The following is a 25,051-nucleotide window of genomic DNA, read 5'->3' as shown; positions in this document are numbered from 1 at the left end:
GAATTCAGTCTCTATTGCACTGAATATATAAGTACTTTATGATGAAAAAATTCTTTTTATCTAAACGGACTTATATATGTTAAAAAAATCTTTAGGGATGATGGCTCTAGCAGGCATTGTTTCTTTTGCTTTTGCTGATACTCCTCAGCCCCAACCTACTCCTGCGAATACATCAGTACCTTCAAGTTACATGCCAGTAGTGATTAATGAGACGTTTCAAAGTATTTTGCAACGCATGAGCGGTGAAAAACAGGCAATTAATGATCGACAACAAGAGCTGTTAAAAAAACGTTATGATTTGAGTAATAATCCTTCTAAAACGGCAAAAATGTCTAATGGAAAACCCATACAAGAAGGTGTTCGCGTGAAACTTCCTGAGGGAGTGACTTGGGAGCAATTGGCCAAAATGAGTCCTGACGATGTCAAGAAGCAAGGCCTTTTTCCACAGGGTTTCCTACCGTTACCTCACCCCAATCATCCAGAAGGGGGAATGTTATTTCCGAAATTTGCTATTGATGAAATCAAGAAGCAAGAAGACAGAGATTTGACTCGGTTTGATTTGGATTTTGATATCCCAGATCATTTTTTACCCCCTTTTCCTGCGCCTATTTTTTTAACTACTCGGCCTGATCTTGGGGATGTTTCTCAAGGTAAATTGGTTACCATTGAGAATTATTATGAATTGTTTAATGGTTTATTAAACCCTAAACAGCTGGAAGGGTTACGCCTGTTAGTTACCCCATTCCCTCAACAACAATTTAATCAAACTGAAGACCGACGTACTGTCAAACCCAGTCGGGGAGTCGCTTGTTTTGATTGTCATGCGAATGGTCACACCAACAAGGCAACGCATTTGGTCGGTGATATAAGACCCCAAGAATTTCGTCATCGCATCAATACTCCAACCTTACGCGGTTTAAATATCCAAAGATTATTTGGATCGCAACGTGCACTAAAAACAGTAGAAGACTTCACTGAGTTTGAACAAAGAGCAGCATATTTTGATGGAGATCCGGTTATTGCAACTAAAAAAGGCGTTAACATTCTGGAGCGTGGCAGCCAAGTTCATTTTATGGCCGAATTCCAAGAAATTTTGGATTTTCCACCAGCACCTAAATTGACGTGGGAAGGAAAGCTTGATCCTGCCAAAGCAACTCCAGCAGAGCTACGCGGACAAGAAGTGTTTTTTGGTAAGGGAAAATGTTCTAGTTGTCACACTCCTCCTTACTATACTGACAACACCATGCATAATTTACAGACGGAACGATTCTATCAACCACAAATGATTAATGGCATGAAAGCAGTTGGTGATGGATCTATAAAAACATTTCCTTTACGAGGAATTAAAGATTCTCCACCCTATTTGCATGATGGTCGCTTGTTAACTTTGGCCGATACCGTAGAGTTTTTTAACCTGGTGTTGCAATTACAGTTAACCCAAGAAGAAAAAGCGGATTTAACAGCATTTATGGAAGCGCTTTAATACTCACTGTATAATCCTTTTACGTTGGTGGCCTGTACTACCACGGTTTAGGTTTTTGTTGTTCCCGCGAAGACGGGAACCTACTTCTAATCAGGCACAATGCTACTGCAAGAATAGATTCCCGCCTTCGCGGGAATGACAAACAACTCTTAAGTAAGTGGTAGTGAAGCACAGTTGCAACTTGAGTTCCAAGATAAGCAAGACACTCAGGGATTCGCTGTTCAACCAGGCTACTTGTTTTGATAAATGGTCTATCTTAAATTTGAGATGGCAAGCAGGTAACAAAAAAAATCAGGGGGAAAGGCTATGAAAAAATGGGGACTTGCGATAATCGCATACGTTCTGGTACATCATGTTGCCTTCGCACAACAGAATTGGAATGAGTGGGTCGCTGGGGTTAGAGCAGAAGCTTTGCAACAAGGGATTTCCTCTGAAACTTTTGATGAGGCGTTTGCAGGTATCCATGAGCCAAGCCATCAAATTAAGGGGTTTTTACGTTCGCAACCAGAACATCGACTTACATTCATCAAATACCGTAACACGCGCGTTGATAGTTACAGAATTGCTATAGGACGCAAAGAATTTAAGAAAAACCAAGAGGTTTTGGAGGCTGTGGCCAAAAAATATGGGGTAAATCCTTGTTTCATTGTTTCATTCTGGGGAATGGAAACCAGTTATGGTACTTATATGGGTAATTTCCCGGTAGTGAAAGCTTTAGCCACCTTAGCGTATGATTCCAATCGGAAAGAATTTTTCCGAAAAGAATTATTTATTGCTTTGCATATCTTGGATGAAGGACATGTTAGTTTAGCCGATTTCAAGGGTGAGTGGGCAGGTGCCTCAGGCCAACCCCAATTCTTACCTTCAAGCTGGGTGAAATATGCGGTTGATTATGATGGTGATGGTCGAAAAGATATCTGGAGAAGTAAGCCCGATGTCTTTGCTTCAATTGCAAATTACATGAAGCAAAATGGATGGCAAACAGGTGAGCCTTGGGCTATCCAAGTCAAACTACCTCATAAATTTGATATGGCTATGGCAGGCAAAAACAATGTGAAGCCTGTGAGTGAATGGAGTGCGCTGGGTGTGCGTACCGAAAATGGTGAGGCATTGCCTTATCAAAATCTGCAAGCCAGTATTGTTCAGCCATTAGGTGGTCCGACCTTCTTAACGTTCCCCAACTATAAGATGATTTTACACTATAATAATTCAATATATTATGCGGGAGCTATAGGTTACTTAGCGGATAAAATTTGCCAAGGGCAACAAAGGTAGCATTATGGATGATTATCTTGATAAAACAGCCAGTTTAACCCCTTTAGCTAAAAGGATAATCTGTGAGAAAGCCACAGAATATCCTCACACTGGGGCATATAATTTTGTCATGACCAATGGCACTTATTTATGCAGGCGTTGTGGCTTAGCCTTATTTCGCGGCTCAAGCCAATTCAGCTCGGGGTGTGGCTGGCCAAGTTTTGATGATAATATTGTTCACGCTGTAAAGCAGCTTCCCGATCCTGATGGTCAACGTATGGAAATCCTCTGTTCGCGATGCGATGCTCATTTAGGGCATGTCTTTACCGGCGAGTATTTTACCCAAAACAATTTACGCCATTGCGTCAATTCCGCCTCTATTGATTTTGTTGCAGACAGTCAGGTATTGGATACTGAAGAAGCGATAATGGCTGGCGGATGTTTTTGGGGGGTCGATCATTTTTTAAAACAAATACCCGGTGTTCTGCGTGTTGAAGTGGGCTATACTGGGGGCATTACTTTAGAACCAAGCTATGACCAAGTCTGTCAGGGTAACACCGGGCATTATGAAGCAGTACGTGTTATTTATGATAAAGCCAAGACTGATTATCACCACGTTTTAAAACGGTTTTTTGAAATTCATGATCCCACACAAAAATCGGGACAAGGTCCTGACATAGGGCAGCAGTATCAAAGTGCCGTATTTTATTATGATCAGGAACAATTAGCCGAAGCAGAAATTTTAATCCAAATGTTGCAAAAAAAAGGCTTTCAGGTTGCGACTCGCCTTTTTCCTGTACAAACATTTTGGCCGGCAGAAGAATACCACCAGGATTATTATGCCAAACATCATAAAGCCCCTTATTGTCATCAACCCGTAAATCGTTTTGATTAGGCTTAGGTTGTGGAGGTCCAAATATGGAATTTACTTTTCGAATTGCTAAGAAAAAAGATAAAGAAGAGATTTTTAATTTAATCAAGAAACACGCTGAATATGAAAAAAAGAAACCGGAAGAGATTCATTTGACCCTGGACAAAATTGAATCTCATGGTTTTGGGCGAAATAAGTTTTTTTATGTATTATTAGCTGAATATCAGAAAAAACCCGCCGGGTTTGCTTTATTTTTTTTCACTTATTCCGTCCCCGCAGGAGCCCCCGTTCTTTATATTGAAGAGCTATTTGTAGATGAGCTTTATCGTAATCATGGCTTGGGTACATCATTGTTATCTAATCTTGCGCAGCTCGCACTTGAGAAAGAATGTTGTCGTATGGAAGGACATGCGTTTACCTGGAATAAAAAAGGCATTGAATTTTTCGAATTTATAGGGGCTCATCCGCGTACGGATTTGTTGCAATTTCGCTTAGCGGACGAACATTTGCAGAAATTAGCCGCACAAAAATAGAGGCTTTATTTCAGTTTTTTCATGACGATTCCCAAGAAAGGAAATGCGAGCAATTGGATGGCACTGGAAAAAATAACTAAAGCGAGAATGAACGTATCATAGAGTACGCCCATTAATACACTACCCAAAAACCAAGATAGTCCAAACCGGTGTTTCATACTCATGCCCCTAATTTCAAGGATATCATGATGTACTTCTAAGTCTTGGGGGCGCGGATAAAGCCATCGTGATAAGAATAAAGTGAAAGATATGGCTGCGCTGCCATTAAGATAATGATTTTCGTCATTTCCGCGAAGATGGGAATCTATTTCTACATGCAGCACCGAGCCACTTTAAAAATGAATCTCCGCCTTTGCGGAGATGAGAAGGGTAAATCTATTATAAACATCTTAATGAGTATTTAAATACATATGTTCAAATCCTGAAAAAGACAAACTATGATGTTTTCTTTGTGGCGGTTTGCTGACATCAAGACATAAAGAAGGGAATTGCTCTAACAATGCTTTAAAAATACTGTGCATTTCAATGCGTGCCAATTTTGCACCAAGGCAAAAATGACTGCCATAACCATAACTGAAATGTTGGGTTTGTTTATCCTCAAGGGTGATGACATCTGGAGCGTTAAAATAATGGGGATCTCGATTAATGGCGTGTGTCGATATGAAAATCACCTTACCTTTTTCAATCAATTGATTGCCAAGCATCGTTTCATTTTTTGTGACTCGGAAAATAAAAGTTACTGCAGGATCAAGACGGTTGCACTCCTCAATATATCCATCAAGTCGGGGAAGATTATTTCGTACTTGTTGCCAAAGTCCTGGTTGATTTAACAAAATAAATAAATTATTACACAGTTGATCGGTTGTTGTTACTTGACCTGCAACCAGCATCATAATGGCTTGGGAAATAATTTCATCATCCGTTAATCCAAAATGGGTTTGGTGCGCCAATAAGATACTTAAAAAATCAGTTCCTGGTTTTTTTCGACGCTGGACAATTAAACTCGAAAAATAACTATAGAGTTGTTTGGCACTATGATTTACCTTAATGCCATCTTCATCTTGATAACTTGTTGATCCACCAAAAAATTGAGTCATATTATTGGACCAATGATAAAAATCAAGGCGTTCACTATCTGGAATTGCGAACAGTTCTGCAAGCGTCACCGATGGGATGTGTTGGGCAAGTTGAGCAACAAAATCAAAAGGCTTGTCTGCAGTAAATTCAGACAGACATTTTGTAATAGTCTGCTGAATTAAGGGTTTTAATTGCTCCAGACAGTTGTTGCTAAAGCCATGATAACAAATTCGTCTTCGATCAGTATGTTCTGGAGCATCACTCATCACCATCATCTTGCTAACCACCTTAAAAAACTCAGTAATTAATGACAGGTTCATTTCGGGCATGCGCGAAATAAAAAACGGGGAGCGATCACAAGTAAAATCCTCACTTGTGAGTATCTGCTTGGCTAATTTATAGGAAGTAATCACGAAGAACTTCCCGGCTTCCCACCAAAATAATTCACCCATTTCTCGTAAATGATGGCTAAATTGTTCCGGGGTAGTTGTTTGTTTTAACTGCATTATAGTATAGGGCTTCATAATATTTGGATCCTTCTTAAATGTCTTGGACTATGGCGATGAAAGGCGTTGCGACCGTGTAAGAGTGAAAAATTATCGGCAAGCAAAAAGTCGCCTTGTTGCCATTGGTGTTCATACAGATGTTCGGGCATCCGCATACTCTGGCTTAAAGAGGATAAAATAGCATGGGACTCATCCTCATTTTTATCAATTATTTTGACGTGTACTGGATTTAAATAGTCTTCGCCTACCGGTTCAGCAAATCGTAAGATAACCTGTTGAGTATCTGGATGATTATTGATTAGATTACGCGTAATGGTTCCTCCATAATGTGCCAATTTTTCGGTATGAAAGGTAAGCGCGTAATCATCCCACTCTTTTCTTTGTGCATCACTAGCAGCTTGCCAAACCCGTTCGGTGTTCGCAAATACGGTTTCACCACCACTTCCTGCCTGTGGTGCGTGCAAACAATGAAAAAGCAAAAAACGAGGTTCTTGATGAAATGCCCCATCCCAATGCAATGGGACATCTCCTTCGGTAAAGAGATAGTTTTGGGGTTGTTGATCAACTTTCATTTCCATTACCGGACCAAAATCCCAAGAAAGTAATTGAGCTTGCTTTTGACAATAATGGAGCAAATCATCACGTTCCAGAAGGTTAAAACCACGTAAAAGGACAATTTTATGCTGCGTCGTTTCGTTTAAAAGCATTTCCAACGATAAGTCTGTCAGATTTCGATGATGATCGGCTTGGATAAGATAAGGACTAAATTGTGTTGCGTTCTTCATCAACAGGCCTCCAATACATAATGATCATGGTTTAATCGGGCTCCCAATTGTTCAGCCTCTTGTCTTTTTATGAGTTGCCACCCTTCGGCGCTCTTAAGTAAAACATTGTGCCAAGGCGTGCTCCAACGGTTTGATGTAGGAAGAAAGTGGATCCCTATTTTCTCTGAGCCACAAGGTTGGGGGTGAATCGACAACCGTACCGACTGTGGAAAATAATTCGCTAACAATCGCGACCATGCATTCGAGCGACGGATTACTTCATAAGCAATTTGTTTGGCTTCCTGGCGTGTTTTGTTTTTTGTTTGCTCCGGTTTTAAAGCGAGTTGATCCTCAACAATAAAACGGTGAATACCATTAAATTGATAGCGAGCGATAGGATCGGTTGCAATATGTTGTTTTAATTCATCTAAAGTTTGGCCAAACTCGATCATTAATAACTCTCTCATGACCAGATAGTTATGACAGGGATATACTTCATCAAGCGAAAATGTTGATAGATGAGTTAATTGATAATCTTCGATGATTTGTTGAATTCCTTTTTGGTACACATCTACATGAAGATCACTCACCAAAACCAAATCATTAAATACACGACCATCCGAGCAAATGATTAACTTAATACCCACAGGATAAATTTCTTGCATGGTTTGACAAAGCAGATTCAAATTGCTCAAGCCAATGATTTCACCTCGATCAGGCTTTTCTGATAGCGTTTTCCGCCTATTGGCTGATTTTGCAGGGAAGGCAGGAAGAATCAGCGTTAGCATTCGTTGTTCGCTGATTGCCTGTTGAATTTTTTCTTGCGGATGACGAATGCATTCTGGGCATAAAATTCCGTTACACATTGTCTCGGCTAACTCGCTAACTCGTCTTTGATTGAGCAATACGTCTAATAGAGCCGTTGTTGTTTTTTGTACCGTATTTATGGACATACTTTACCCTCCAAATAGTTTTTCTTTTAAAAAGTCCGGGCGCAGGAGCAAACCAGCGATGTTCATTAAGTTTCGTCTCAGTACGCCCAGGTGACATTTCTACATCTCCATTGGAATAAACAGATTAGGTAAACTCTATATAAATTGATAATATTAAGTTTTAATGAACTTGATAAAAAAAAATTATGGACATTGATTTTAATGCGCTACGAGTTTTTGTTGCGGTAGTCGATTGCGGGGGATTCAATTCTGCAACACGGGCTTTATTTAAAAGCCAGCCTGCAATCACCTCATCAATAAAAAAATTAGAAGAACAGTTAAACTTGGTATTGTTTGATCGCAGTCATTATCGACCGATCCTCACAGCAGAAGGAGAAAAGCTATATAGAAGGGCTCAGTCTTTAATTGGTCATTGGAAGAATATTAGTCAATTTGCTGAACAGCTACAATCCGAAGCCGAGAGCGATATTACGATTGCCATCGATGTTTTTTTTCCTTTATCGAGTTTGAAAAATCTTTTAAGACATTGGATTTATACGTTCCCTAATACCCAATTTCATTTTTTCTCGGAATCAATTGGCGGGGCTTGTGAGCGACTATTGCGAAATCAAGCTGACTTGATTATTAGTGAAAATTTAATTACTAACAAGGCCGTCGAAGTGATCCCGCTTCGCTCGGAGTTTCTGGTCGCAGTTGCATCTCCCGAATTCATCCAATATTACAGTACACAATTAGGTGATTTGGATACGCTTTCTGAATGTATGCAAGTGATTTTACGTGACTCCTCACAATCTGATTTTTCATTTGGTGTCATTGAACATGGACGTCGATGGACCGTAAGCGATGTCATGGCCAAGAAAGATATCATTGTTGCGGGACTTGGCTGGGGTAGACTACCTTTGCATATGATAACCCAAGAGTTAGCAGACGGCAGGTTACAGTGTTTACAAGGAAATCATTTCGATAGACGATTAATTACTTTAGGCGCGATTCGCTTACAAAAACCAGCCAGAGGACCAGTCGCAGAAAAACTGTGGCAGGATTTAAATAATAAGAATATGGTAACATTTGAACAGTAAAACAGGAGGGTCACTAGCCTCTACTCACGATACTCATAGAGGAAATTGGCTCATCAACTTTAATGGTTTGAAGCAAATAACAAATTCTGTATGGGATACAGTTAAAGCGTAAAAGTTGAATTATACTTATACATATGAGTATTTTTCAAAATACCTACATTTTAGAGGAAATGTATTATGTCTCAATCAAAAGGTGAAGAAGAAATTCCATTAGTTCCTCCGAAACAAACGGTACAAAGTACTACGCAAATGGACGGTTTAATACAAGCTGAAGAAGAGGAGCTGCAGAGCAAAAAGAAGAGCGTTCGTATTCAAAGCGAACAAGCCGAAGCACTCCTTGCGGCCTATAAAGAACATTGTGGGGCGAAATGGGTTAAAGATCATCCGCCTGAGAAGGACAAGGATGGTAGGTTAACCTTATCCTTTAAGTCAGAAGAGGATATGGCGTCGTTTTTTGAAAAGCAGGCAAAAGCAGGACAAAGTTTTATTATGGTCGATGCGGAAACCAATAAAGTTATTGCCTATTCAAATGGTGATGGCAAGCTTTATCAAACGAGTAAAGATGGACCTAAAGCTTACGAGGGGGGACCTTTGATACCAAGTAAAGAAGCGATGAAGGATCTTCCTGACTTAGATGGCTTTACACTACCGGCAAAAGATGAACCTAAAGAGAGTATGGGCGCTAAGTTACAGTAAGGCTGAATTGTTACAATTTAAGAAGGTTGTTCTTTTTTATATTGCTCGTCTGCCTCTTTTGCCTTACGTTGATTTTCTTCCAATTGTAGGGCATTAAGTTGTTGTTGCCAAAGTACAGTGGCTTGTGCTTTCAGTTTGTTCAATGATCTTACCAATAACCCTAAATGAGTTGCTAACATAGGGAGTTTTTTGGGGCCAAACACAATGAGGGCAACAATAAATATAACCAGAAGTTCGCCACTGCTCATGAGTGCTTGTTATCCTCTTTTGGGGGCTCATTAGATTGATTTTCATTTAAGGCGTTGCGAAAATTTCTAATGGCTTCTCCAAGATCTGTACCTATAGTTTTCAATTTGGAAGTACCAAACAGAGCAATAATAATGACTAAAATTAACAATAAAGAAAGAGGGCTGATTCCACTGAGTCCCATGTTTAGTTCCTCGTGTTATGGTTAATAAGCACGAACAGTCCTGCCAAAATAGCTCCAGTGAGGGCAAGAGGCGTGAGCTGTTTGTGATGGATAAGATGCGCATAGTCAAGCAGGCTTACTAAAAGCAAAGAAAGTCCTGCTCCGATTGCAATACTACTCCAATGGACTGCTGGTTTTTCATTTTCAGGCTGAGCATTCGCACGCTCTTTATTTATTATTAATTCTTCTTTTTTAAGCTCTAGAAAATCAAAGAGCAGTTTGGGCATATGCGGCAATTGTTCCGCAAGAAAAGGTAAATTTCGTTTAAATTGGGTGAAAAAAGCTTTAGGACCAATTTGATCTCTGACCCATTTTTCAAGAAAAGGTTTGGCCGTGGCCCATAAATCCAAGTCGGGATAGAGTTGACGTCCTAAGCCTTCTACAGCAAGTAGGGTTTTTTGTAATAAAACCAGTTGAGGTTGTACTTCCATATGAAAACGGCGAGCAACCTGAAAAAGGCGTAGTACTACTTGCGCAAAGGAAATATCTTTTAAAGGTTTTTCAAAAATAGGTTCACATACCGTACGAATCCCGCTTTCAAATTCATCCACACGGGTATTACGAGCAACCCAACCGGATTCGACATGTAACTCAGCTACTCGTCGGTAATCTCGATTAAAAAAGGCCAAGAGGTTCTCTGCTAAATAACGTTTGTCATTGTCATTTAATGTCCCCATAATGCCAAAATCAATGCAAATATATTGTGGGTCTTTGGGATTTTTATAAGAAACAAAAATATTTCCTGGATGCATGTCTGCATGAAAAAAACAATCACGAAATACTTGGGTGAAGAAGATTTCTACGCCACGCTCCGCCAGTTTTTTTATATCAACTCCATGGGCTTGCAAGCTTGCGAGATCGGACACCGGGATGCCATGAATTCGTTCGAGCACCATCACATTAGAGCGTGAATAATCCCAATAGATTTCTGGAATATACAGGATGGGGGAGCCCTCAAAATTACGTCTTAATTGCGCTGCATTAGCTGCCTCTCTTAATAAGTCGAGCTCATCGATTAAGGTATGTTCAAATTCGGTTACAATTTCTTTTGGTTTTAAGCGTCTAATCTCTGGCCAATAGCGATCTGCCCATTTTGCAATAGTATGCATAATACTCAAATCTTGCTCAATGATGCGCCGCATGTTGGGTCTAAGCACTTTGACAATCACTTCTTCGCCAGTTTTCAAAGTGGCTGCATGCACTTGCGCCATAGAGGCTGATGCCAGGGGGATGGGATCAAATTCAGCAAACACTTCATATGGAGACATGCCATAAGCCTTTTCAATAATGGCCATTGCTTGGTCACTAGGGAAGGGAGGGACTTTATCTTGTAATTTGCTGAGTTCAATCGCTATATCCTGGGGCAGAATATCAGGGCGAGTTGAAAGCGCTTGACCGAATTTAATAAAAATAGGGCCTAATACTTCCAATGATTTACGAAGTGCTTCTCCATGAGTTAACTGCTCTTTGCGAAACCAATTCCATGGATTTAAATAAACAATGAAGCGTAGTGGGGCAAATAATCTCAAGGACACGACTACATTGTCTAGCCCGTTTTTAGCTAGAACATAATTAATATGAATAAGACGAATGAGTTTTTTAATGGATTTCATAGCGGCTTATTAGTTGATTTACATGAGCTTGCAAGCGTTCGACACTTAAAGACAACTCGTCGACTTCAACAAAAAAATCTTCCAGTTCATATTTCGTTGGCATAACGCGTAATTCTTCTTGTAGATATTCCGTCACATTTTGGTGAAAGGAATCATCCACTTTCTTTTTGAATGCCATTCCTTTACGCACAAAAGAACCAATTTGATGAGCAACTACATCACCAGTAAAATGAGCCAGATGCCCTTCCCAATCAATATCCATTTCGTCAAATAATTTTTTTACATGTTGTCCTAATTCCGTATCTCCAGTCATGCGAATTTTATCATTAAATAAAGAGCGCGCTTTAGAGGCGGGTAATAAACTCAAACGGATCAACCCTAAAGGATTACTATGAATTACTGTGTCTGCTTCGCTGTCGTAGCAATCAAGTAAGACAATTTCGCCATCTTTAAAATGAATGAAAAAATTAACGTTTAAAGGACTTATAATTATTTCAAGGGTTTTATTATCAAGCGCTTTGAGCTTGGCTGGCATTTGCTCATCCAGTTTGGCCGCTTTGTTAATGGCTATTTGGAGAGCCTTTAAGGAGTATTTTTTTAACATAATGCACTCAATATTTGTAGGCAATGTGCAAGGCAACGATACCACCACTGAGATTATCATAGTGACAGTCTTCGAATCCTGCATTCTCAATCATTTCTTTTAGTTTGGTTTGATTGGGATGCATGCGTATGGATTCAGCAAGGTATTGGTAACTGGCTTTGTCTTGCGCAATAAGCCCCCCTATTTTAGGTAAAATATTAAACGAATACCAGTCATAAATAGGTTTTAAACCAGGAAATGTGGGGGTTGAGAATTCAAGAATCATCACTTTTCCGCCCGGCTTGCACACACGATACATCGAACGCAGTGCTTCTTCCTTATCCGTCACGTTTCTTAAGCCAAACGCCATAGTAATACAATGAAAACTATTATCAGCAAAAGGAAGACATTGAGCATTACCCTGTACGTAATCAATATTCTTATATAAACCTTCATCTAATAATCGGTCACGTCCTACATTGAGCATGGCTGAATTAATGTCTGCGAGAACAACTCGGCCTTTTTCGCCGACTTTTTTACATAATAACCGAGTTAAGTCGCCACTGCCTCCTGCTAAATCTAAGACAATCTGTCCGGCACGTACTTGACTATGTCCCACTGTGTAACGCTTCCACAGATGATGAATGCCCAAAGACATTAAATCATTCATCAAATCATAGTTTTTTGCTACGGAATGAAAAACTTCAGCTACTTTCTTTTCTTTCTCATCCCAACCAACAGTAGAGTAACCAAAATGGGTTTTTTTTTCTTGATCGGTCATCAGGGGGCACGGATTTATTATTGAATGCCCCATATTAACTGATCTTTGCCAAGATACCCAGCCCTGCATAGATACTTTTCAATTAAGGATTAGTCACCGGTGTTTGGTTGGGTTTGGCAACTTAGTTTGATTTGATCCTTAATCAACAAATAATATCTAAAAATTAATATTTATTTATTGTAAAACAATAATAATTGGTTTAATCTTGCCGAACACACACTAAAGGATATTTATCATGCAAAAAATAAAAAATACAAGTCATATACTTTATCTGCTTTTCCGTAGTCTTTGTTGGTTTATTCCATTAACTACCTCTGTTTTGATTTTATTTAAGTTTGATTGGATGTGTTATATTGGCGCTTGGTCTTCTTTGATTTCTGCAGAACAAATTCGTGATCCATCACATTTTTCTTGGCTGCATCGAAGCATCTTATTGGTGATTGAATGGATGCCGATGACGATTACTATTTTAATCTGCAATAAATTAGCTAGGCTATTTGGGCTTTTTGAAAAAGGGGATTTATTTGAAGAAGAAAACATCAAATTAATTAAACAGGTAAGTATTTTTATGATTTTTGGTGAGTTGGTACAACTATTTTATCAACCTTTAATGACGGCCGCGCTTACTTTTAATAATCCTAAAGGCGAACGTATAGCCAGCATTACCTTGAACTCAGCGAATTTATCTACTTTAATTACAGCGTTTATTATTTTGGTTGCTTCCTGGATTGTTCAAGAAGCGCATCAGCTGAAATCAGAAACCCAATTAACAATTTAAGGAATATGCACGTGTCGATTATTGTTAATTTAGATGTCATGATGGCAAAACGCAAATGCAGGCTTAAGGAGTTAGCAGAGGCAATAGGGATTACTGAGGCGAATTTGTCTATTTTAAAAAATGGCAAGGCGAAGGCGATACGCTTTGCGACATTGGAAGCAATTTGTTCTTATCTAAAGTGTCAGCCTGGAGATATCCTTGAATATCAAATGGAACAGCAGGAGGACTTAATGCACAGAGAACGTTCCTCTGAATTGTTGATGGGGAGAGTGGATTAGATTAAATGTTAAGCTGAAACGCCCTCATCCGCCCTGATGGACACCTTCTCCCTACCGGGGAGATGGGATATTAGGAAAACATCCTCTGTCTCTCCTTTTGGGAAAAATTACCCCTCTCCCATGTAGGGATGAGGGTATAAAGCTACGTTAAAGACCCTCTAATATTTGTAGATAATTAGTTTCATCAGGAGGCCGATTATTTTTTTGCGAAAGCCACAAGCATTCAGCTAATTGCTCCATCATTAAATGCTCTACTGTTAATGGATCATGGTATTTGTTGATTAAATTCTGAAAGATTGTACTAATGCCCGCCGGGCGATCGGTGGCTATCTGTTCTCTAATCGCAAGATGTAGTCCCATGTGCAGGAAGGGATTAGGGGCTCCAGCTTCAGCAAAATAAGATTGCTGTTGAAATTTATTTTGGTTTTCAAGCATCTTGTGATATTCGGGATGAGCCAATATCACTTGAACAATCTGATTTTCTAAAGGTGATAATAGTTTTTTGTGCTGGTATTTTTCCCAACTGGAAAAAAACATTTGTCTCGTATCTTGAATGGTATCGCCGTAAAACATGTACTGCTCAATATTTATAAAAGTTTGAGTTTAACTGAAGTATGTTCGAACAACAATGGGAACGGTTTTTGTTACATTATCTTTGGTTGACATGGATAAATGGTTATGAGATATTCGTTTTGCGAGGTTGGACTTGCTATGTGTCATTCCACTGGGTCAATTGGCGACACACTGATTGGCCCTTTCTATCACATCGACTTTCCAATTAATTCTGAAATTAAACTCAAACTGTCTGTTCCGAGTTTAATACCTATAAAAGCCATCAATAAACCACTGAGTAATTCGATTCCTTTCCATACGTTTGCTTTGGTCAGAACATCAGAAAAATATCGCGCAGTGAATGTTAATGAACTAAACCAAATCAAGCTTGATGTGAGTACTCCTAGCAGAAAAATATGTTCTTGATCGGGATATCCACTACTGCCACCACCAATAATGACTAGAGAATCAATAATGGCATGTGGATTAAGAATGCTAAATCCTAAGGCTAGGAGAATGATTTGAGTCCTGTTACGGGGTTGGTGAGATGTACTTTCTTCAGCATCGGATGATTTGGAAAGCGCACTAGCTAGCGCTTTTGCGGAATAAAAAAGTAAAAAAGCAGTACCTAACACCATCATCCAGATTTGCAGAACAGGGCGAAGTTGGAGCAATTCATGTAAGCCTGTAATACTGGAACAAATTAAAATAAAATCACAGATAAAACAGATAACAGCGGAGAGCATCGCGTGATTTTTTTGCGCACCTTGTTTAATCAAAAAAATGTTTTGCGGCCCTAAGGCAATAATCAAAGATAAGCCTAAAAGTAAGCCATTAAGATAAACAAACATAATCACAATATAAAAATAATCAAAGATAGCGATTATAACATTGCAACTTATGCATTGTGGAGTATAAAATGCGTCGATTATTCTGTCTCCGCAAGAGAAGCGTACAAAATAAGAACAAATAGGAGGGAGCGTGGGCTCTTTGTTACTAAGAAAGCTAATCGTCACTGCAACTGTGGCGGTGCTTGGCCTAGCAGGTCAATTATTACATGCAGAAAATGAACCTGCTCAAGAGAAATTATCAATTATTAATGGATATTATCCTGCTTATCCACCGACTGCTCCAGCGAGCGGTGAACAACAGAATTTAATTCAGCGTGGAGAGTATTTGGCAAAGATGGGAGATTGTATTTCCTGTCATACCAATGTTAATGCACGCACCCCTGCGTATGCAGGTGGATTACCAATAGATACTCCTTTTGGAACATTTTATAGTCCCAATATTACTCCAGATAAAGAAACTGGTATTGGTAACTGGACTGAAAAAGACTTTATTCGCGCCCTTAAAGAAGGTCGAGATCCAAAAGGTAGAAACTACTTCCCGGTATTTCCATATATTTATTTTTCTAAAATATCGGATGATGATGCACGTGCCCTGTATGCTTATTTTATGAGTCTGCCTCCGGTTAAATTAGCGAACAAATCATTGCCTTTCCCATTTAATGTTCCAGGTTCTCGTTTTACACTTTGGGGCTGGAATTTATTATTCTTTTTCCCTGAAGGACATGGATTTCAATATGAAAAAGGCAGATCTCCTGAGTGGAATCGTGGGAAATATATTGTTGATGGTTTAGGCCATTGCAGTATGTGTCATACACCGTTAAATGTATTCGGTGCACCAAAAAATAAATATTATTTGACGGGTGGATTTATTGATGGATATTGGGCGCCAAACATTACAAAGTATGGATTGGAGTCAGGAACTCATCAGGAAGTCGCTGATGTATTCAAATTAAATAAGCTTCTCAATAATGCAGGTCCTGTAGCAGGGCCTATGGCTGAAGTAAATCATAACAGCATGATGTATTTAACTGATGCAGATAGAATGGCTGTAGCTACATACCTTAAAACAGTAGTAAGTGAAGAACCCCTAGGGTTACCTGCTTCTAATGATCCACCATCGTTGGATCGCGGAAAGCAAGTTTATTTCACTGCTTGTGTCATTTGCCATCAAGACGGCGTGATGAGTGCTCCATTGCTGGGGAGTTCACCGAGCTGGTACGAGCGATTAAAGAATAGCGGTTTAACGGGATTATATCGCCATGCCATTGATGGATATAATTCGATGCCTATAAAAGGTGCCTGCGTCACTTGCTCTGATAACGACATCATTTCAGCTGTGGATTACATATTAAATGAGTCATTAACTCGTACCGAATTAATAAATCTCAAGTCAGGTGGCGCTGCAAAATTTCCTGCAAGTGGGGAGACCGTTTATAACGAGCATTGCTCAGCTTGCCATAATGATGGAAAAGATGGTGCACCTAAAATTGGCGATCAAGAGGCATGGAAATCACTGATTGCAAAAAATATGGATGTATTGATTGAAAACACTGTACATGGGAAAGATCATCCGAAAAACGGTGGCTGTAATCAATGCACCACGAATGAAGTAATCGAGGCAGTTAAATACATGGTTAGTAAATCTAAAACTGAAGGAAATTACTCATTGTGGTAGTGTCGTATTGCTGAACAAGAACCCCTACATCGAGTAGGGGAGACCAAATTAAAAATATATAAAACTAAATTGGAGCCAGCTTAAACTGGCTTTCTTGACAAGACGAGGAATGGGGATGTTAAACAGGTTAAAGATCTGTAGATTATTAACGATGCTAGGGGCCTGGGTTGCGAGCCGACCACTATTCGCTGCTGCGGATTTTTGGCAGTTAAATATGCACAGAGGGGTTACTCCGATCAGCAAAGACGTATACTACCTGCATATGGTATGTATGGCTGTTTGTGCCATTATCGGAGTCGTTGTCTTTGGTGTGATGATTTATTCCATGATCCATCATAGAAAATCTAAAGGATATAAGGCAGCCAAATTTCATGATAATCCTCGATTAGAAATTGTATGGTCGATCATTCCTTTCTTAATTCTTGTTGGACTTGCAGTACCTGCTACACGGGTTTTAATCCGCATGGATGATACAAATCAATCCGAAGTAACAATAAAAATAGTAGGTTACCAATGGCGCTGGCAGTATGAATATCTTGATCAGGGAATTAGTTTTTTCAGTACCCTGTCTACACCTTTTGCACAAATTCAAAATAAACAAAAAAAGAATGAGTGGTATTTACTCGAAGTAGATAAGCCAATGGTTGTACCTGTTAATAAAAAAATTCGCTTTCTAGTGACTTCAAATGATGTGGTTCACTCTTGGTGGGTTCCAGAGTTAGGTATTAAACGTGATGCGATACCCGGATTTATGTATGAAGCATGGGCGACAATAGACAAACCAGGAACATATAGAGGTCAATGTGCGGAACTCTGTGGAGTGAATCATGGTTTTATGCCCATAGTAGTTGAGGCGGTCAGTCAGGATGAGTTTGATAAATGGGTCGCAGCGCAAACAAAAAAAGAAGATCAGTATGCGAATCAAGAAGCGAATGCTCCTAGTCAGAAAACGATGACCCGAGATGAGTTACTAGCATTTGGAAAACAAAAATACGACCAATTCTGTGCTCCGTGTCATCAACCTGATGGAAAAGGTATTCCACCAATGTATCCGGCGCTCAAGGCTAGTTCAGTGGCAACAGGGCATCCTGTTTCACGGCACCTGGATATAATACTTAATGGTATTACTGGTTCTGCAATGCAACCTTATAAAGATCAGCTTACCGATGAAGAAATAGCTGCGATTGCGACTTATGAACGTAATGCCTGGAATAACAATACTAATGATGTGGTTCAAGCCGCGGAAGTTGCTTCACAACGTCAGAAAGCTAATCAACAACCAACCATGGTTAATAAAGTTCAAGCTGGAGGTTTGCAATGAGTAGTTATACATTAGCGCACGATGAAAAACATGATGATCATGGTCCAGAACAGGGTAAAGGCATCTTAGGCTTTATAAAACGCTGGTTGTTTACTACAAACCATAAAGATATCGGCACGCTTTATTTGTGGCTTGCAATGATTAGCTTCTTTTTGGCAGGTGGTATGGCTCTAGTTATTCGAGCAGAGTTATTTCAGCCTGGTCATCGTTTTGTTGATCCTAATTTCTTTAACCAAATGACAACATTGCATGGATTAATCATGCTATTTGGTGTGGTAATGCCTGCGTTTACCGGAATGGCAAACTGGCAAATTCCAATGATGATTGGTGCTCCAGATATGGCTTTACCCCGATTAAACAACTGGAGCTTTTGGCTATTACCCTTTGCGTTTACTTTATTAATTTCAACAACATTTCATGCTGGAGGTGGCCCTAACTTCGGTTGGACCATGTATGCTCCTTTATCTACCAAATATGCTCCTCCCAGTACCGATTTTATGATTTTCTCGATTCATATGATGGGTATTTCATCCATTATGGGATCGATTAATATTATCGCGACGATTTTAAATTTACGTGCACCAGGCATGACCTTAATGAAAATGCCGATGTTCGTATGGACTTGGTTAATTACTGCCTTTTTGTTAATCGCTATCATGCCCGTATTGGCTGGAGCCGTAACCATGATGTTGGCTGACCGTCATTTTGGCACCAGCTTCTTCGATGCTGCAGGTGGTGGTGATCCGATCCTTTTCCAACACGTATTCTGGTTTTTTGGACATCCTGAGGTATATGTTCTTGTATTGCCTGCTTTTGGTGTGATATCCGAAGTTATTCCCACTTTTAGTCGTAAGCCATTATTCGGCTATTACTTTATGGTGTATGCAACGGTCAGTATTGCGATATTGTCATTTATTGTATGGGCGCACCATATGTTTACTACCGGCATCCCGTTGGGTGCAGAATTATTTTTTATGTACACCACCATGCTCATTGCCGTTCCAACGGGCATTAAAGTATTTAACTGGGTAAGTACTATGTTTCGAGGTTCTATGACTTTTGAGACCCCCATGTTATTTGCGTTAGCTTTTGTATTTCTATTTACCATAGGTGGGTTTACCGGTCTTATGCTGGCATTGGTGCCCGCAGATTTCCAGTACCAGGATAGTTACTTTGTGGTAGCACATTTCCATTATGTTCTAGTCCCAGGTGTGATTTTTGCTCTATTTTCAGCCACCTATTATTGGCTGCCTAAGTGGACTGGACATATGTATAATGAACTATTAGGGAAATGGCATTTTTGGTTATCTGTTATTTCTGTAAATGTGGCGTTTTTCCCAATGCACTTTTTAGGGTTGGCAGGTATGCCACGAAGGATCCCTGATTATGCATTGCAATTTACTAATTTTAATATGATTTCTTCAATTGGTGCATTTATCTTTGGTTTTACGCAACTTTTATTCTTATATAACGTGATTGCCACGGTTAGAAAAAGAGGTACTAAAAAAGATACTGCTGCTGGAAGAGCATGGGAAGGAGCATATGGTTTAGAGTGGACGTTGCCTTCACCACCTCCATATCATACTTTTACCACTCCTCCCAAACTCGATTTATAGGTTTGTTGTATGAATAAACAAAAAGGGCATCACAGACTACTTCTTATCTTATCCGGTCTTGTGCTGGGTATGTTTGCTTTCGGATTTGCATTAGTGCCTATTTATAATAGTTTATGTAAGTCATTGGGTATTAATGGAAAAACAAATCCTGAAGCGGTAGCCTATGATGCAGCTAAAGCGAAAGTCGATAATAAGAGAGAAATCACGGTTGAGTTTGTTGCGACAAATAACAGTGGAGTACCTTGGGCATTTTATCCCAAAACTCGGAAAATAACGGTACATCCGGGCGAAATAGCAAAACTTGCATTTTATGCTGAAAATAAAACGGATCATCCGATGACAGTACAGGCAATACCTAGTGTTACACCTGGAATTGCTGCTAAGTATCTGAAAAAAACTGAATGTTTTTGCTTTACACGACAAACTTTAAATGGACACGAGGCAATGAATATGCCTCTATTATTTCATTTGGATGCTGATTTACCCGAAAAAGTGCATACAGTTACTTTGTCTTATACTTTATTTGATGTAACGGATAAAGGTTAGCTTAAACCTGGCGATCCTGATTGAAGGCAACTGGGCGATAGTCGTAGGGTAGTCATGTAAGTTGGCAATTTTAGTAGGTTACACGCTTCCGATTATCAGAGGCGTGTCAAAACAGATTAATGCCTGTTTCAATTCTACTACCTTGATCGTAAGGGTTTGATTTTTTTGCTTTGATGCTCAAGAACAAAGCCTTAAGGCTCAATCTAGCGAATTCTAAATAGGCCCTATTAATTACAGGAGATAAAAATATAATGGGAGCACATGGTACTTATTATATCCCTAAGCCAAGCCATTGGCCTTTGGTCGCATCATGTGGGTTAACTACTACTCTTGTAGGAGCTGCTTCTTGGCTTCATAATGATTGGTACGGACCCTACATATTCACTATTGGTCTGGGAATCATGATTTTTATGTTATTTGGTTGGTTTGGCCAAGTGATTTATGAAAACTCGAAAGGAGTCTATGACGAACAAGTTGATAGATCATTTCGTTGGGGAATGTGCTGGTTTATTTTTTCTGAAGTTTGTTTTTTCGGTGCCTTTTTTGGTGCTTTGTTCTATACCAGACTGTGGTCAGTTCCTCTTTTGGGCGGTGAAGTACACCCAATTACCCACTTTACATTATGGCCTGATTTTAGTGCAAATTGGCCTGTCTTAGTTAACCCAAATAACAAAGCTTTTGCTGGGGCCCATGAAGGAATGGGAGCCTGGGGGTTAGCCGCAGTGAACACGCTTATTTTATTGACGTCTGGAGTCACTATAACCTGGGCACACTGGGCTTTAAAACTAAGAAAGCAAAAGCAGCTCCTTATCGGTATGGTTTTAACCATTTCATTGGGATTGTTGTTCTTAGCCTTACAAACCTATGAATATCATGAGGCCTATACAGAGATGAATTTAACTTTATCTTCTGGTATTTATGGAACGACATTTTTTATGTTAACCGGATTCCACGGTTTGCACGTGACCCTGGGTACAATTATGCTAATTGTTATCGCAGTTCGTTGCAAGCTTGGTCATTTTACTCCAGAGCGGCATTTTGCTTTTGAAGGTGTTGCTTGGTATTGGCACTTTGTAGACGTGGTCTGGTTGTTCTTGTTTGTCTTTGTTTATTGGTTATAAATCAATCGATATAAAATGTAACCCGGGTGTAGCAAAGCGAACCCGGGATTTCTTCATAGTTAACCCAATTTCAAGTTCACTGCACTTCGCTAGGATTGTTCGCGTAGAACTTCACAAACGTGTATTAATCAATAAACCAGGTTGAAATTGAATTTCTTGAATCGTTAATTGATAGGTAAAAAATGAGTCAGCGAATTGAATTTCTTCGATAACTGCTTGACCGCGAAAATGTTTGGCAAAAAAGGAAACTTCAATTTCCTTTTCAATATATTCCTCACACCTTAATTCCAGGCTTTCTTCGGATAAACTAAGTAGTTGGCCTATATATTCAATCTCGCCAATCTTCATTAGAACATGTACTGGTTGAACGGGCTGAATTAACATTGCGTTCTCCAAGCAACATAACCAGCTTATAATTTAATTGTAGTATAAATATTGGACATCTTTCAAAATTTAATGTAGGACTTTTAAGATAATTCATACGCTAGTACATTTCGTTAGTTCCTGATAAGAGAGTACCAAAACAACTACGTATTCTTTGTTTAATGAGGAATTCATTGTAAATCTATGGGACGCTAAACTATGGATAGGCAAGCACGAGTGGATTCGTGGATACGTTTTCCAAGCTCAGTAAATTGTGCATGGTTATCAATAATACGGTAAGAATCTTCATAAACCCTCAGGGTTTCATCTATTATTGTTTGATTAAAAAATTGCTCTGAGTGCAAATTCAAATGCAAGATTCTTTTTAAAACTCGAATGACTCGGCTTAGCACAAATGCTGCGTGATAGATACCAATCATTGGGCGTAAGGTTTTTCGTAATGGTGAGGTATAAAGCTCATCGGGGTCATTTAATATCAAAGGGTCATGAATCATTATGGCATTTAAGTATAAATGGGACGTTTCATGAACGATATTGTCAGTGAGTAATAGGATTCGATTGGTCAGGAATTTGTCAGGGGGTAATGTTGCATAAATAGCACCAAAAAATTTGGGTGAGGTTGCCCCGACATTTGTATTACTCTCTACCAAATAAATGTTCGCAACTAATGCTTGAATTTCTTGAGTAAATATAGGATCGGCGTTTTTAATTAAAGTAAGAGCTTGTAATACACTATTTTTAAACGTATTAAGACTTAGCGTATTTGGAGTTGATGCCTTAAACTTATCCAGTCCGAAGGACACCAGAACTTCTTCATTAAAAAGCTCAAGCTCCAATTTATTGGTAAGTCCGGCTTCAATTGCGCACGTTGAAATTCGAGCGTTTATCCCATTTAATGAAGAAATGATGGTTTTTACTGTATATACATCATCCTGTTCCATTGCTTGACGTAATTTAAAATAGGACATATACAGTTTCGGGGATATGAATCGAGGCGGTTCTTTTTTGAGTGAAAAAAATTGCTGTTTAGTGTCGTTATACTCTTCAGCAAGCACTTGCTCTGCATAGTCAATAACTGCAAGAAAGTTATTAATAAATCGGTTTTGATACGCTTGTTGTAATTTTTCTGCTACACCATCCTCTGGAATAGCAGATAAAGCGCTCCAATCTATATCCTTCGAAATCGAAATATGTTCCAAAATTAGGGGCAACGGTTAGTGATTGATTCAACTTCTTCTAGGTCCTCGATATCAGCAATAATGACCGCTCTCATAGTAGGAATAGACTTTGCTACCTTATCTTCTGGAATAGCTGTAAAAAATTTATTTTTTTGCAGTTCTTTTGGAAAATCCTTTTTTTCTAATTTCATCATTAGTTCCTGTAGTGATCGAAAGTACAGTGTATTCTTATTGGTTAAATCAAAAAAAGCAATAGATTAAATTTAAAATAAGAATTGAAAGCGAGATCCGGATAACTTAATTGGTTGCTATAGAAATACTCATCACAATCGAATTGTTCTTGTTGCCCCGGAAATTTACTTCGCTACATCCGGGGCATAACGTCAAATTGAGGTAAAATGATTAAGATGCACCGATTAACTGTTCAATGATGTTTTGTAAACTGTGTTCATTATCATAGTGAATAACTAATGAACCTTTACCCGCTTTTCCAGGTTTAAGTTTAATTGCAGCTTGTAAATGTTGGGAGATATTTTTTAATTGATCATGATAAACGAGCGAAAGATCGCTATGAGGTTGTTGTTCTTTTGTTTTACCTAATTTAATGCGCTCAACCAATTTCTCAGTTTCACGTACAGATAAGTTTTTGGCAATGATAAGCTGAGCCACTTGATTTTGTTGTTCTTCTTCTAACATGAGTAAAGCGCGAGCATGTCCCATGTCCAAATCACCATGTTCTAAAAGCTTTTTGACTCCAGCTGATAGAGCCAATAATCGCAAGAAATTGCTTACAGCGGCTCTTGATTTACATAAAAGATCGGCCACCTGCTGATGTGTCAAAGAAAACTCGTTCGTGAGCCTATGCATGGCACGTGCTTGATCCATAGCATTCAGATCTTCACGTTGTAAATTTTCAACTAATGCCATAGCCATCGCTGTTTCATCATCAACTTGCTTCAAAATCACTGGAACTTCTGTCAGGCCAGCTAATTGGCTGGCACGCCAACGACGTTCACCGGCAATGATTTCATAGCGGCCATCACTTAGTTCGCGGACCAAAAGAGGTTGTAGCAAGCCCTGTTTTTTAATTGATTGAGCAAGCTCCATTAGCGGCGCTTCTTCCATTTCACCACGGGGTTGATATTTTCCAGGCTGCAGACAGTCGACCGCGAGCTTGAGACTTTCGACTTGCGGTTTCTCATTTAAAAGCGTGCTGCTTGATTGGCTTAATAACGCGGATAAGTTACGCCCTAAACTACTACGTTTTGTTGTCATAAATTACCCCATTTATCCTGCTACAGTCTGTTTATTTATCAACTCGGAAGCGAGTACCATATAGGCTGCTGCACCTGGTGATGTTTTATCATAATGTAAAGCTGGCAATCCATGGCTTGGTGCTTCAGCAAGTCTGACATTACGCGGTATTACGGTTCTGTAGACCTTACTTGGAAAGTGTTCTATGAGTTGCTTTGATACCTCAGAACACAATCGGTTACGAGCATCGTACATGGTTCGTAACAGACCCTCAAGATGTAAACGAGGATTTACAGAGGCTTTAACTTGCTCAATTGTTGAAAGAAGAGCAGCTAACCCTTCCAGTGCATAATATTCACATTGCATAGGAATCAACACAGAATCAGCAGCAACAAAAGCATTAATAGTCAGCGTATTCAAAGCGGGTGGGCAATCAATCAAGATAAAATCATAATTATTTTGAATAGGCTGCAGTGCTTTAAACAAAAAGGTTTCACGGTGATTACGCTCCATTAAACTTACTTCAGCCACGGTTAAATCATCATTGCCTGGAATTAAATCATAACCACTGGTTGTGGCGAGGCATGCTTGTCCTGCAAGACAATCATGCAGTAACACATCATTGGTTGTATGAACCAATTGGCTTTTATCGACACCGCTACCCATAGTGGCATTGCCTTGAGGATCCAAGTCAATCAGTAAAACCTGTTGTCGATTTGCTGCTAAAGAAGCAGCTAAATTAATCGCGGTAGTGGTTTTGCCTACTCCACCTTTTTGATTGGCAATGGCTATAACTTTTGCCATGATTTATTCCTTGGTTAAACCCGAATAAGCA

At 39.3% G+C, this 25,051-nt stretch carries 29 protein-coding genes; 13 read left to right on the top strand and 16 right to left on the bottom strand.

Annotation, left to right across the window (positions count from 1 at the left end; all coding sequences use genetic code 11):
• The first annotated feature begins 76 nt into the window (after positions 1-76).
• The 4 genes from ACWTEW_RS28815 (at position 77) to ACWTEW_RS28800 (ending at position 4,141) form a co-directional block, all read left to right on the top strand.
• On the top strand, positions 77-1,483 hold the full coding sequence (locus tag ACWTEW_RS28815) for a cytochrome B6 (RefSeq protein WP_454781462.1): 1,407 nt from the start codon (positions 77-79) through the stop codon (positions 1,481-1,483).
• A gap of 306 nt (positions 1,484-1,789) precedes the next feature.
• Positions 1,790-2,758 (top strand): lytic murein transglycosylase, encoded by a 969-nt coding sequence (locus tag ACWTEW_RS28810; RefSeq protein WP_454781461.1) that lies wholly within the window; start codon positions 1,790-1,792, stop codon positions 2,756-2,758.
• A gap of 4 nt (positions 2,759-2,762) precedes the next feature.
• Complete coding sequence (locus ACWTEW_RS28805; protein ID WP_454781460.1) at positions 2,763-3,632, top strand: bifunctional methionine sulfoxide reductase B/A protein; 870 nt, start codon at positions 2,763-2,765, stop codon at positions 3,630-3,632.
• Positions 3,633-3,655: 23 nt separating this feature from the next.
• Complete coding sequence (locus ACWTEW_RS28800) at positions 3,656-4,141, top strand: GNAT family N-acetyltransferase (RefSeq protein WP_454781459.1); 486 nt, start codon at positions 3,656-3,658, stop codon at positions 4,139-4,141.
• 5 nt (positions 4,142-4,146) lie between these two features.
• On the opposite strand, the gene ACWTEW_RS28795 is transcribed toward ACWTEW_RS28800, so the two are convergent.
• The 4 genes from ACWTEW_RS28795 to ACWTEW_RS28780 form a co-directional block, all read right to left on the bottom strand.
• The gene (locus tag ACWTEW_RS28795; RefSeq protein ID WP_454781458.1) at positions 4,147-4,464 is read right to left on the bottom strand and encodes a hypothetical protein; all 318 of its coding nucleotides are present in this window, start codon (positions 4,462-4,464) and stop codon (positions 4,147-4,149) included.
• Between the two features lie 66 nt (positions 4,465-4,530).
• On the bottom strand, positions 4,531-5,742 hold the full coding sequence (locus ACWTEW_RS28790) for a cytochrome P450 (protein WP_454781457.1): 1,212 nt from the start codon (positions 5,740-5,742) through the stop codon (positions 4,531-4,533).
• Positions 5,739-6,509 (bottom strand): TauD/TfdA dioxygenase family protein, encoded by a 771-nt coding sequence (locus tag ACWTEW_RS28785; protein ID WP_454781456.1) that lies wholly within the window; start codon positions 6,507-6,509, stop codon positions 5,739-5,741. The genes ACWTEW_RS28790 and ACWTEW_RS28785 overlap by 4 nt, the downstream gene beginning before the upstream one ends.
• Positions 6,509-7,441 carry an L-tyrosine/L-tryptophan isonitrile synthase family protein gene (locus ACWTEW_RS28780; protein WP_454781455.1) on the bottom strand — a complete coding sequence of 311 codons (933 nt, stop codon included), beginning with the start codon at positions 7,439-7,441 and terminating at the stop codon, positions 6,509-6,511. The genes ACWTEW_RS28785 and ACWTEW_RS28780 overlap by 1 nt, the downstream gene beginning before the upstream one ends.
• Positions 7,442-7,626: 185 nt before the next feature.
• Between ACWTEW_RS28780 and ACWTEW_RS28775 the strand changes: the two genes are divergently transcribed.
• Positions 7,627-8,520, top strand: coding sequence for a LysR family transcriptional regulator (locus tag ACWTEW_RS28775; RefSeq protein WP_454781454.1), 894 nt, complete (start codon positions 7,627-7,629; stop codon positions 8,518-8,520).
• Positions 8,521-8,697: 177 nt separating this feature from the next.
• The gene (locus ACWTEW_RS28770; RefSeq protein WP_454781453.1) at positions 8,698-9,216 is read left to right on the top strand and encodes a hypothetical protein; all 519 of its coding nucleotides are present in this window, start codon (positions 8,698-8,700) and stop codon (positions 9,214-9,216) included.
• A gap of 17 nt (positions 9,217-9,233) precedes the next feature.
• Here ACWTEW_RS28770 and ACWTEW_RS28765 read toward each other — a convergent pair whose 3' ends face one another.
• Genes ACWTEW_RS28765 through ubiE form a run of 5 tightly spaced genes read right to left on the bottom strand, consistent with a single transcriptional unit; the run spans position 9,234 to position 12,662 of the window.
• Positions 9,234-9,464, bottom strand: a complete 231-nt coding sequence (locus ACWTEW_RS28765) for a Sec-independent protein translocase subunit TatA/TatB (RefSeq protein WP_454781452.1) — start codon at positions 9,462-9,464, stop codon at positions 9,234-9,236.
• Positions 9,461-9,646, bottom strand: a complete 186-nt coding sequence (gene tatA / locus ACWTEW_RS28760; RefSeq protein ID WP_454781451.1) for a twin-arginine translocase TatA/TatE family subunit — start codon at positions 9,644-9,646, stop codon at positions 9,461-9,463. The genes ACWTEW_RS28765 and tatA overlap by 4 nt, the downstream gene beginning before the upstream one ends.
• 2 nt (positions 9,647-9,648) lie before the next feature.
• Positions 9,649-11,298 (bottom strand): ubiquinone biosynthesis regulatory protein kinase UbiB, encoded by a 1,650-nt coding sequence (gene ubiB, locus ACWTEW_RS28755; protein WP_454781450.1) that lies wholly within the window; start codon positions 11,296-11,298, stop codon positions 9,649-9,651.
• Entirely contained in the window at positions 11,285-11,902 is a 618-nt protein-coding gene (locus ACWTEW_RS28750) for a ubiquinone biosynthesis accessory factor UbiJ (protein WP_454781449.1), read from the bottom strand. The genes ubiB and ACWTEW_RS28750 overlap by 14 nt, the downstream gene beginning before the upstream one ends.
• 7 nt (positions 11,903-11,909) lie before the next feature.
• Positions 11,910-12,662 carry a bifunctional demethylmenaquinone methyltransferase/2-methoxy-6-polyprenyl-1,4-benzoquinol methylase UbiE gene (gene ubiE / locus ACWTEW_RS28745; protein ID WP_454781706.1) on the bottom strand — a complete coding sequence of 251 codons (753 nt, stop codon included), beginning with the start codon at positions 12,660-12,662 and terminating at the stop codon, positions 11,910-11,912.
• Between the two features lie 235 nt (positions 12,663-12,897).
• Here ubiE and ACWTEW_RS28740 point away from each other — a divergent pair, with 235 nt between their 5' ends.
• Complete coding sequence (locus tag ACWTEW_RS28740; RefSeq protein WP_454781448.1) at positions 12,898-13,440, top strand: DUF2975 domain-containing protein; 543 nt, start codon at positions 12,898-12,900, stop codon at positions 13,438-13,440.
• A gap of 11 nt (positions 13,441-13,451) precedes the next feature.
• On the top strand, positions 13,452-13,718 hold the full coding sequence (locus tag ACWTEW_RS28735) for a helix-turn-helix domain-containing protein (RefSeq protein ID WP_454781447.1): 267 nt from the start codon (positions 13,452-13,454) through the stop codon (positions 13,716-13,718).
• Positions 13,719-13,865: 147 nt separating this feature from the next.
• Here the strand turns inward: ACWTEW_RS28735 and ACWTEW_RS28730 are convergent, their stop codons facing one another.
• A complete protein-coding gene (locus ACWTEW_RS28730; protein ID WP_454781446.1) occupies positions 13,866-14,291 on the bottom strand; it encodes a DUF1841 family protein in 426 nt (141 codons plus the stop codon).
• 188 nt (positions 14,292-14,479) lie between these two features.
• Positions 14,480-15,121, bottom strand: a complete 642-nt coding sequence (locus tag ACWTEW_RS28725) for a LysE/ArgO family amino acid transporter (RefSeq protein WP_454781445.1) — start codon at positions 15,119-15,121, stop codon at positions 14,480-14,482.
• A gap of 130 nt (positions 15,122-15,251) precedes the next feature.
• Between ACWTEW_RS28725 and ACWTEW_RS28720 the strand changes: the two genes are divergently transcribed.
• The 5 genes from ACWTEW_RS28720 (at position 15,252) to ACWTEW_RS28700 (ending at position 21,400) form a co-directional block, all read left to right on the top strand.
• Positions 15,252-16,796: a c-type cytochrome gene (locus tag ACWTEW_RS28720; RefSeq protein WP_454781444.1), complete on the top strand. Its 1,545-nt coding sequence runs from the start codon at positions 15,252-15,254 to the stop codon at positions 16,794-16,796.
• A gap of 115 nt (positions 16,797-16,911) precedes the next feature.
• A complete protein-coding gene (coxB, locus tag ACWTEW_RS28715; RefSeq protein WP_454781443.1) occupies positions 16,912-18,117 on the top strand; it encodes a cytochrome c oxidase subunit II in 1,206 nt (401 codons plus the stop codon).
• A complete protein-coding gene (gene ctaD, locus ACWTEW_RS28710; protein WP_454781442.1) occupies positions 18,114-19,733 on the top strand; it encodes a cytochrome c oxidase subunit I in 1,620 nt (539 codons plus the stop codon). The genes coxB and ctaD overlap by 4 nt, the downstream gene beginning before the upstream one ends.
• 9 nt (positions 19,734-19,742) lie before the next feature.
• A complete protein-coding gene (locus tag ACWTEW_RS28705; protein ID WP_454781441.1) occupies positions 19,743-20,279 on the top strand; it encodes a cytochrome c oxidase assembly protein in 537 nt (178 codons plus the stop codon).
• Positions 20,280-20,530: 251 nt separating this feature from the next.
• Positions 20,531-21,400 carry a cytochrome c oxidase subunit 3 gene (locus ACWTEW_RS28700; RefSeq protein WP_454781440.1) on the top strand — a complete coding sequence of 290 codons (870 nt, stop codon included), beginning with the start codon at positions 20,531-20,533 and terminating at the stop codon, positions 21,398-21,400.
• A 111-nt stretch (positions 21,401-21,511) separates the two neighbouring features.
• On the opposite strand, the gene ACWTEW_RS28695 is transcribed toward ACWTEW_RS28700, so the two are convergent.
• From ACWTEW_RS28695 to ACWTEW_RS28675, 5 genes are all read right to left on the bottom strand, one after another.
• Positions 21,512-21,784: a hypothetical protein gene (locus ACWTEW_RS28695; RefSeq protein ID WP_454781439.1), complete on the bottom strand. Its 273-nt coding sequence runs from the start codon at positions 21,782-21,784 to the stop codon at positions 21,512-21,514.
• Between the two features lie 191 nt (positions 21,785-21,975).
• Positions 21,976-22,983 (bottom strand): aKG-HExxH-type peptide beta-hydroxylase, encoded by a 1,008-nt coding sequence (locus tag ACWTEW_RS28690; RefSeq protein ID WP_454781438.1) that lies wholly within the window; start codon positions 22,981-22,983, stop codon positions 21,976-21,978.
• Positions 22,984-22,985: 2 nt separating this feature from the next.
• Positions 22,986-23,156 (bottom strand): hypothetical protein, encoded by a 171-nt coding sequence (locus ACWTEW_RS28685; RefSeq protein WP_454781437.1) that lies wholly within the window; start codon positions 23,154-23,156, stop codon positions 22,986-22,988.
• A 208-nt stretch (positions 23,157-23,364) separates the two neighbouring features.
• A complete protein-coding gene (locus ACWTEW_RS28680; protein WP_454781436.1) occupies positions 23,365-24,237 on the bottom strand; it encodes a ParB/RepB/Spo0J family partition protein in 873 nt (290 codons plus the stop codon).
• A 12-nt stretch (positions 24,238-24,249) separates the two neighbouring features.
• Positions 24,250-25,020, bottom strand: coding sequence for a ParA family protein (locus ACWTEW_RS28675; protein ID WP_454781435.1), 771 nt, complete (start codon positions 25,018-25,020; stop codon positions 24,250-24,252).
• Positions 25,021-25,051: the final 31 nt, after the last annotated feature.

Source organism: Legionella stuttgartensis, from assembly GCF_977063405.2.
Note: the sequence above shows the minus strand (reverse complement) of the source record. Positions and strands in the feature narration are given on the sequence as shown.

Bases quoted from the DNA above. Each gene is read 5' to 3' on its own strand.
- ACWTEW_RS28815 (WP_454781462.1), top strand. From the start codon at position 77: ATGTTAAAAAAATCTTTAGGGATGATGGCTCTAGCAGGCATTGTTTCT.
- ACWTEW_RS28810 (WP_454781461.1), top strand. From the start codon at position 1,790: ATGAAAAAATGGGGACTTGCGATAATCGCATACGTTCTGGTACATCAT.
- ACWTEW_RS28805 (WP_454781460.1), top strand. From the start codon at position 2,763: ATGGATGATTATCTTGATAAAACAGCCAGTTTAACCCCTTTAGCTAAA.
- ACWTEW_RS28800 (WP_454781459.1), top strand. From the start codon at position 3,656: ATGGAATTTACTTTTCGAATTGCTAAGAAAAAAGATAAAGAAGAGATT.
- ACWTEW_RS28790 (WP_454781457.1), bottom strand. From the start codon at position 5,742: ATGAAGCCCTATACTATAATGCAGTTAAAACAAACAACTACCCCGGAA.
- ACWTEW_RS28785 (WP_454781456.1), bottom strand. From the start codon at position 6,509: ATGAAGAACGCAACACAATTTAGTCCTTATCTTATCCAAGCCGATCAT.
- ACWTEW_RS28780 (WP_454781455.1), bottom strand. From the start codon at position 7,441: ATGTCCATAAATACGGTACAAAAAACAACAACGGCTCTATTAGACGTA.
- ACWTEW_RS28775 (WP_454781454.1), top strand. From the start codon at position 7,627: ATGGACATTGATTTTAATGCGCTACGAGTTTTTGTTGCGGTAGTCGAT.
- ACWTEW_RS28770 (WP_454781453.1), top strand. From the start codon at position 8,698: ATGTCTCAATCAAAAGGTGAAGAAGAAATTCCATTAGTTCCTCCGAAA.
- ACWTEW_RS28765 (WP_454781452.1), bottom strand. From the start codon at position 9,464: ATGAGCAGTGGCGAACTTCTGGTTATATTTATTGTTGCCCTCATTGTG.
- tatA (WP_454781451.1), bottom strand. From the start codon at position 9,646: ATGGGACTCAGTGGAATCAGCCCTCTTTCTTTATTGTTAATTTTAGTC.
- ubiB (WP_454781450.1), bottom strand. From the start codon at position 11,298: ATGAAATCCATTAAAAAACTCATTCGTCTTATTCATATTAATTATGTT.
- ACWTEW_RS28750 (WP_454781449.1), bottom strand. From the start codon at position 11,902: ATGTTAAAAAAATACTCCTTAAAGGCTCTCCAAATAGCCATTAACAAA.
- ubiE (WP_454781706.1), bottom strand. From the start codon at position 12,662: ATGACCGATCAAGAAAAAAAAACCCATTTTGGTTACTCTACTGTTGGT.
- ACWTEW_RS28740 (WP_454781448.1), top strand. From the start codon at position 12,898: ATGCAAAAAATAAAAAATACAAGTCATATACTTTATCTGCTTTTCCGT.
- ACWTEW_RS28730 (WP_454781446.1), bottom strand. From the start codon at position 14,291: ATGTTTTACGGCGATACCATTCAAGATACGAGACAAATGTTTTTTTCC.
- ACWTEW_RS28725 (WP_454781445.1), bottom strand. From the start codon at position 15,121: ATGTTTGTTTATCTTAATGGCTTACTTTTAGGCTTATCTTTGATTATT.
- coxB (WP_454781443.1), top strand. From the start codon at position 16,912: ATGTTAAACAGGTTAAAGATCTGTAGATTATTAACGATGCTAGGGGCC.
- ctaD (WP_454781442.1), top strand. From the start codon at position 18,114: ATGAGTAGTTATACATTAGCGCACGATGAAAAACATGATGATCATGGT.
- ACWTEW_RS28705 (WP_454781441.1), top strand. From the start codon at position 19,743: ATGAATAAACAAAAAGGGCATCACAGACTACTTCTTATCTTATCCGGT.
- ACWTEW_RS28700 (WP_454781440.1), top strand. From the start codon at position 20,531: ATGGGAGCACATGGTACTTATTATATCCCTAAGCCAAGCCATTGGCCT.
- ACWTEW_RS28695 (WP_454781439.1), bottom strand. From the start codon at position 21,784: ATGTTAATTCAGCCCGTTCAACCAGTACATGTTCTAATGAAGATTGGC.
- ACWTEW_RS28685 (WP_454781437.1), bottom strand. From the start codon at position 23,156: ATGATGAAATTAGAAAAAAAGGATTTTCCAAAAGAACTGCAAAAAAAT.
- ACWTEW_RS28680 (WP_454781436.1), bottom strand. From the start codon at position 24,237: ATGACAACAAAACGTAGTAGTTTAGGGCGTAACTTATCCGCGTTATTA.
- ACWTEW_RS28675 (WP_454781435.1), bottom strand. From the start codon at position 25,020: ATGGCAAAAGTTATAGCCATTGCCAATCAAAAAGGTGGAGTAGGCAAA.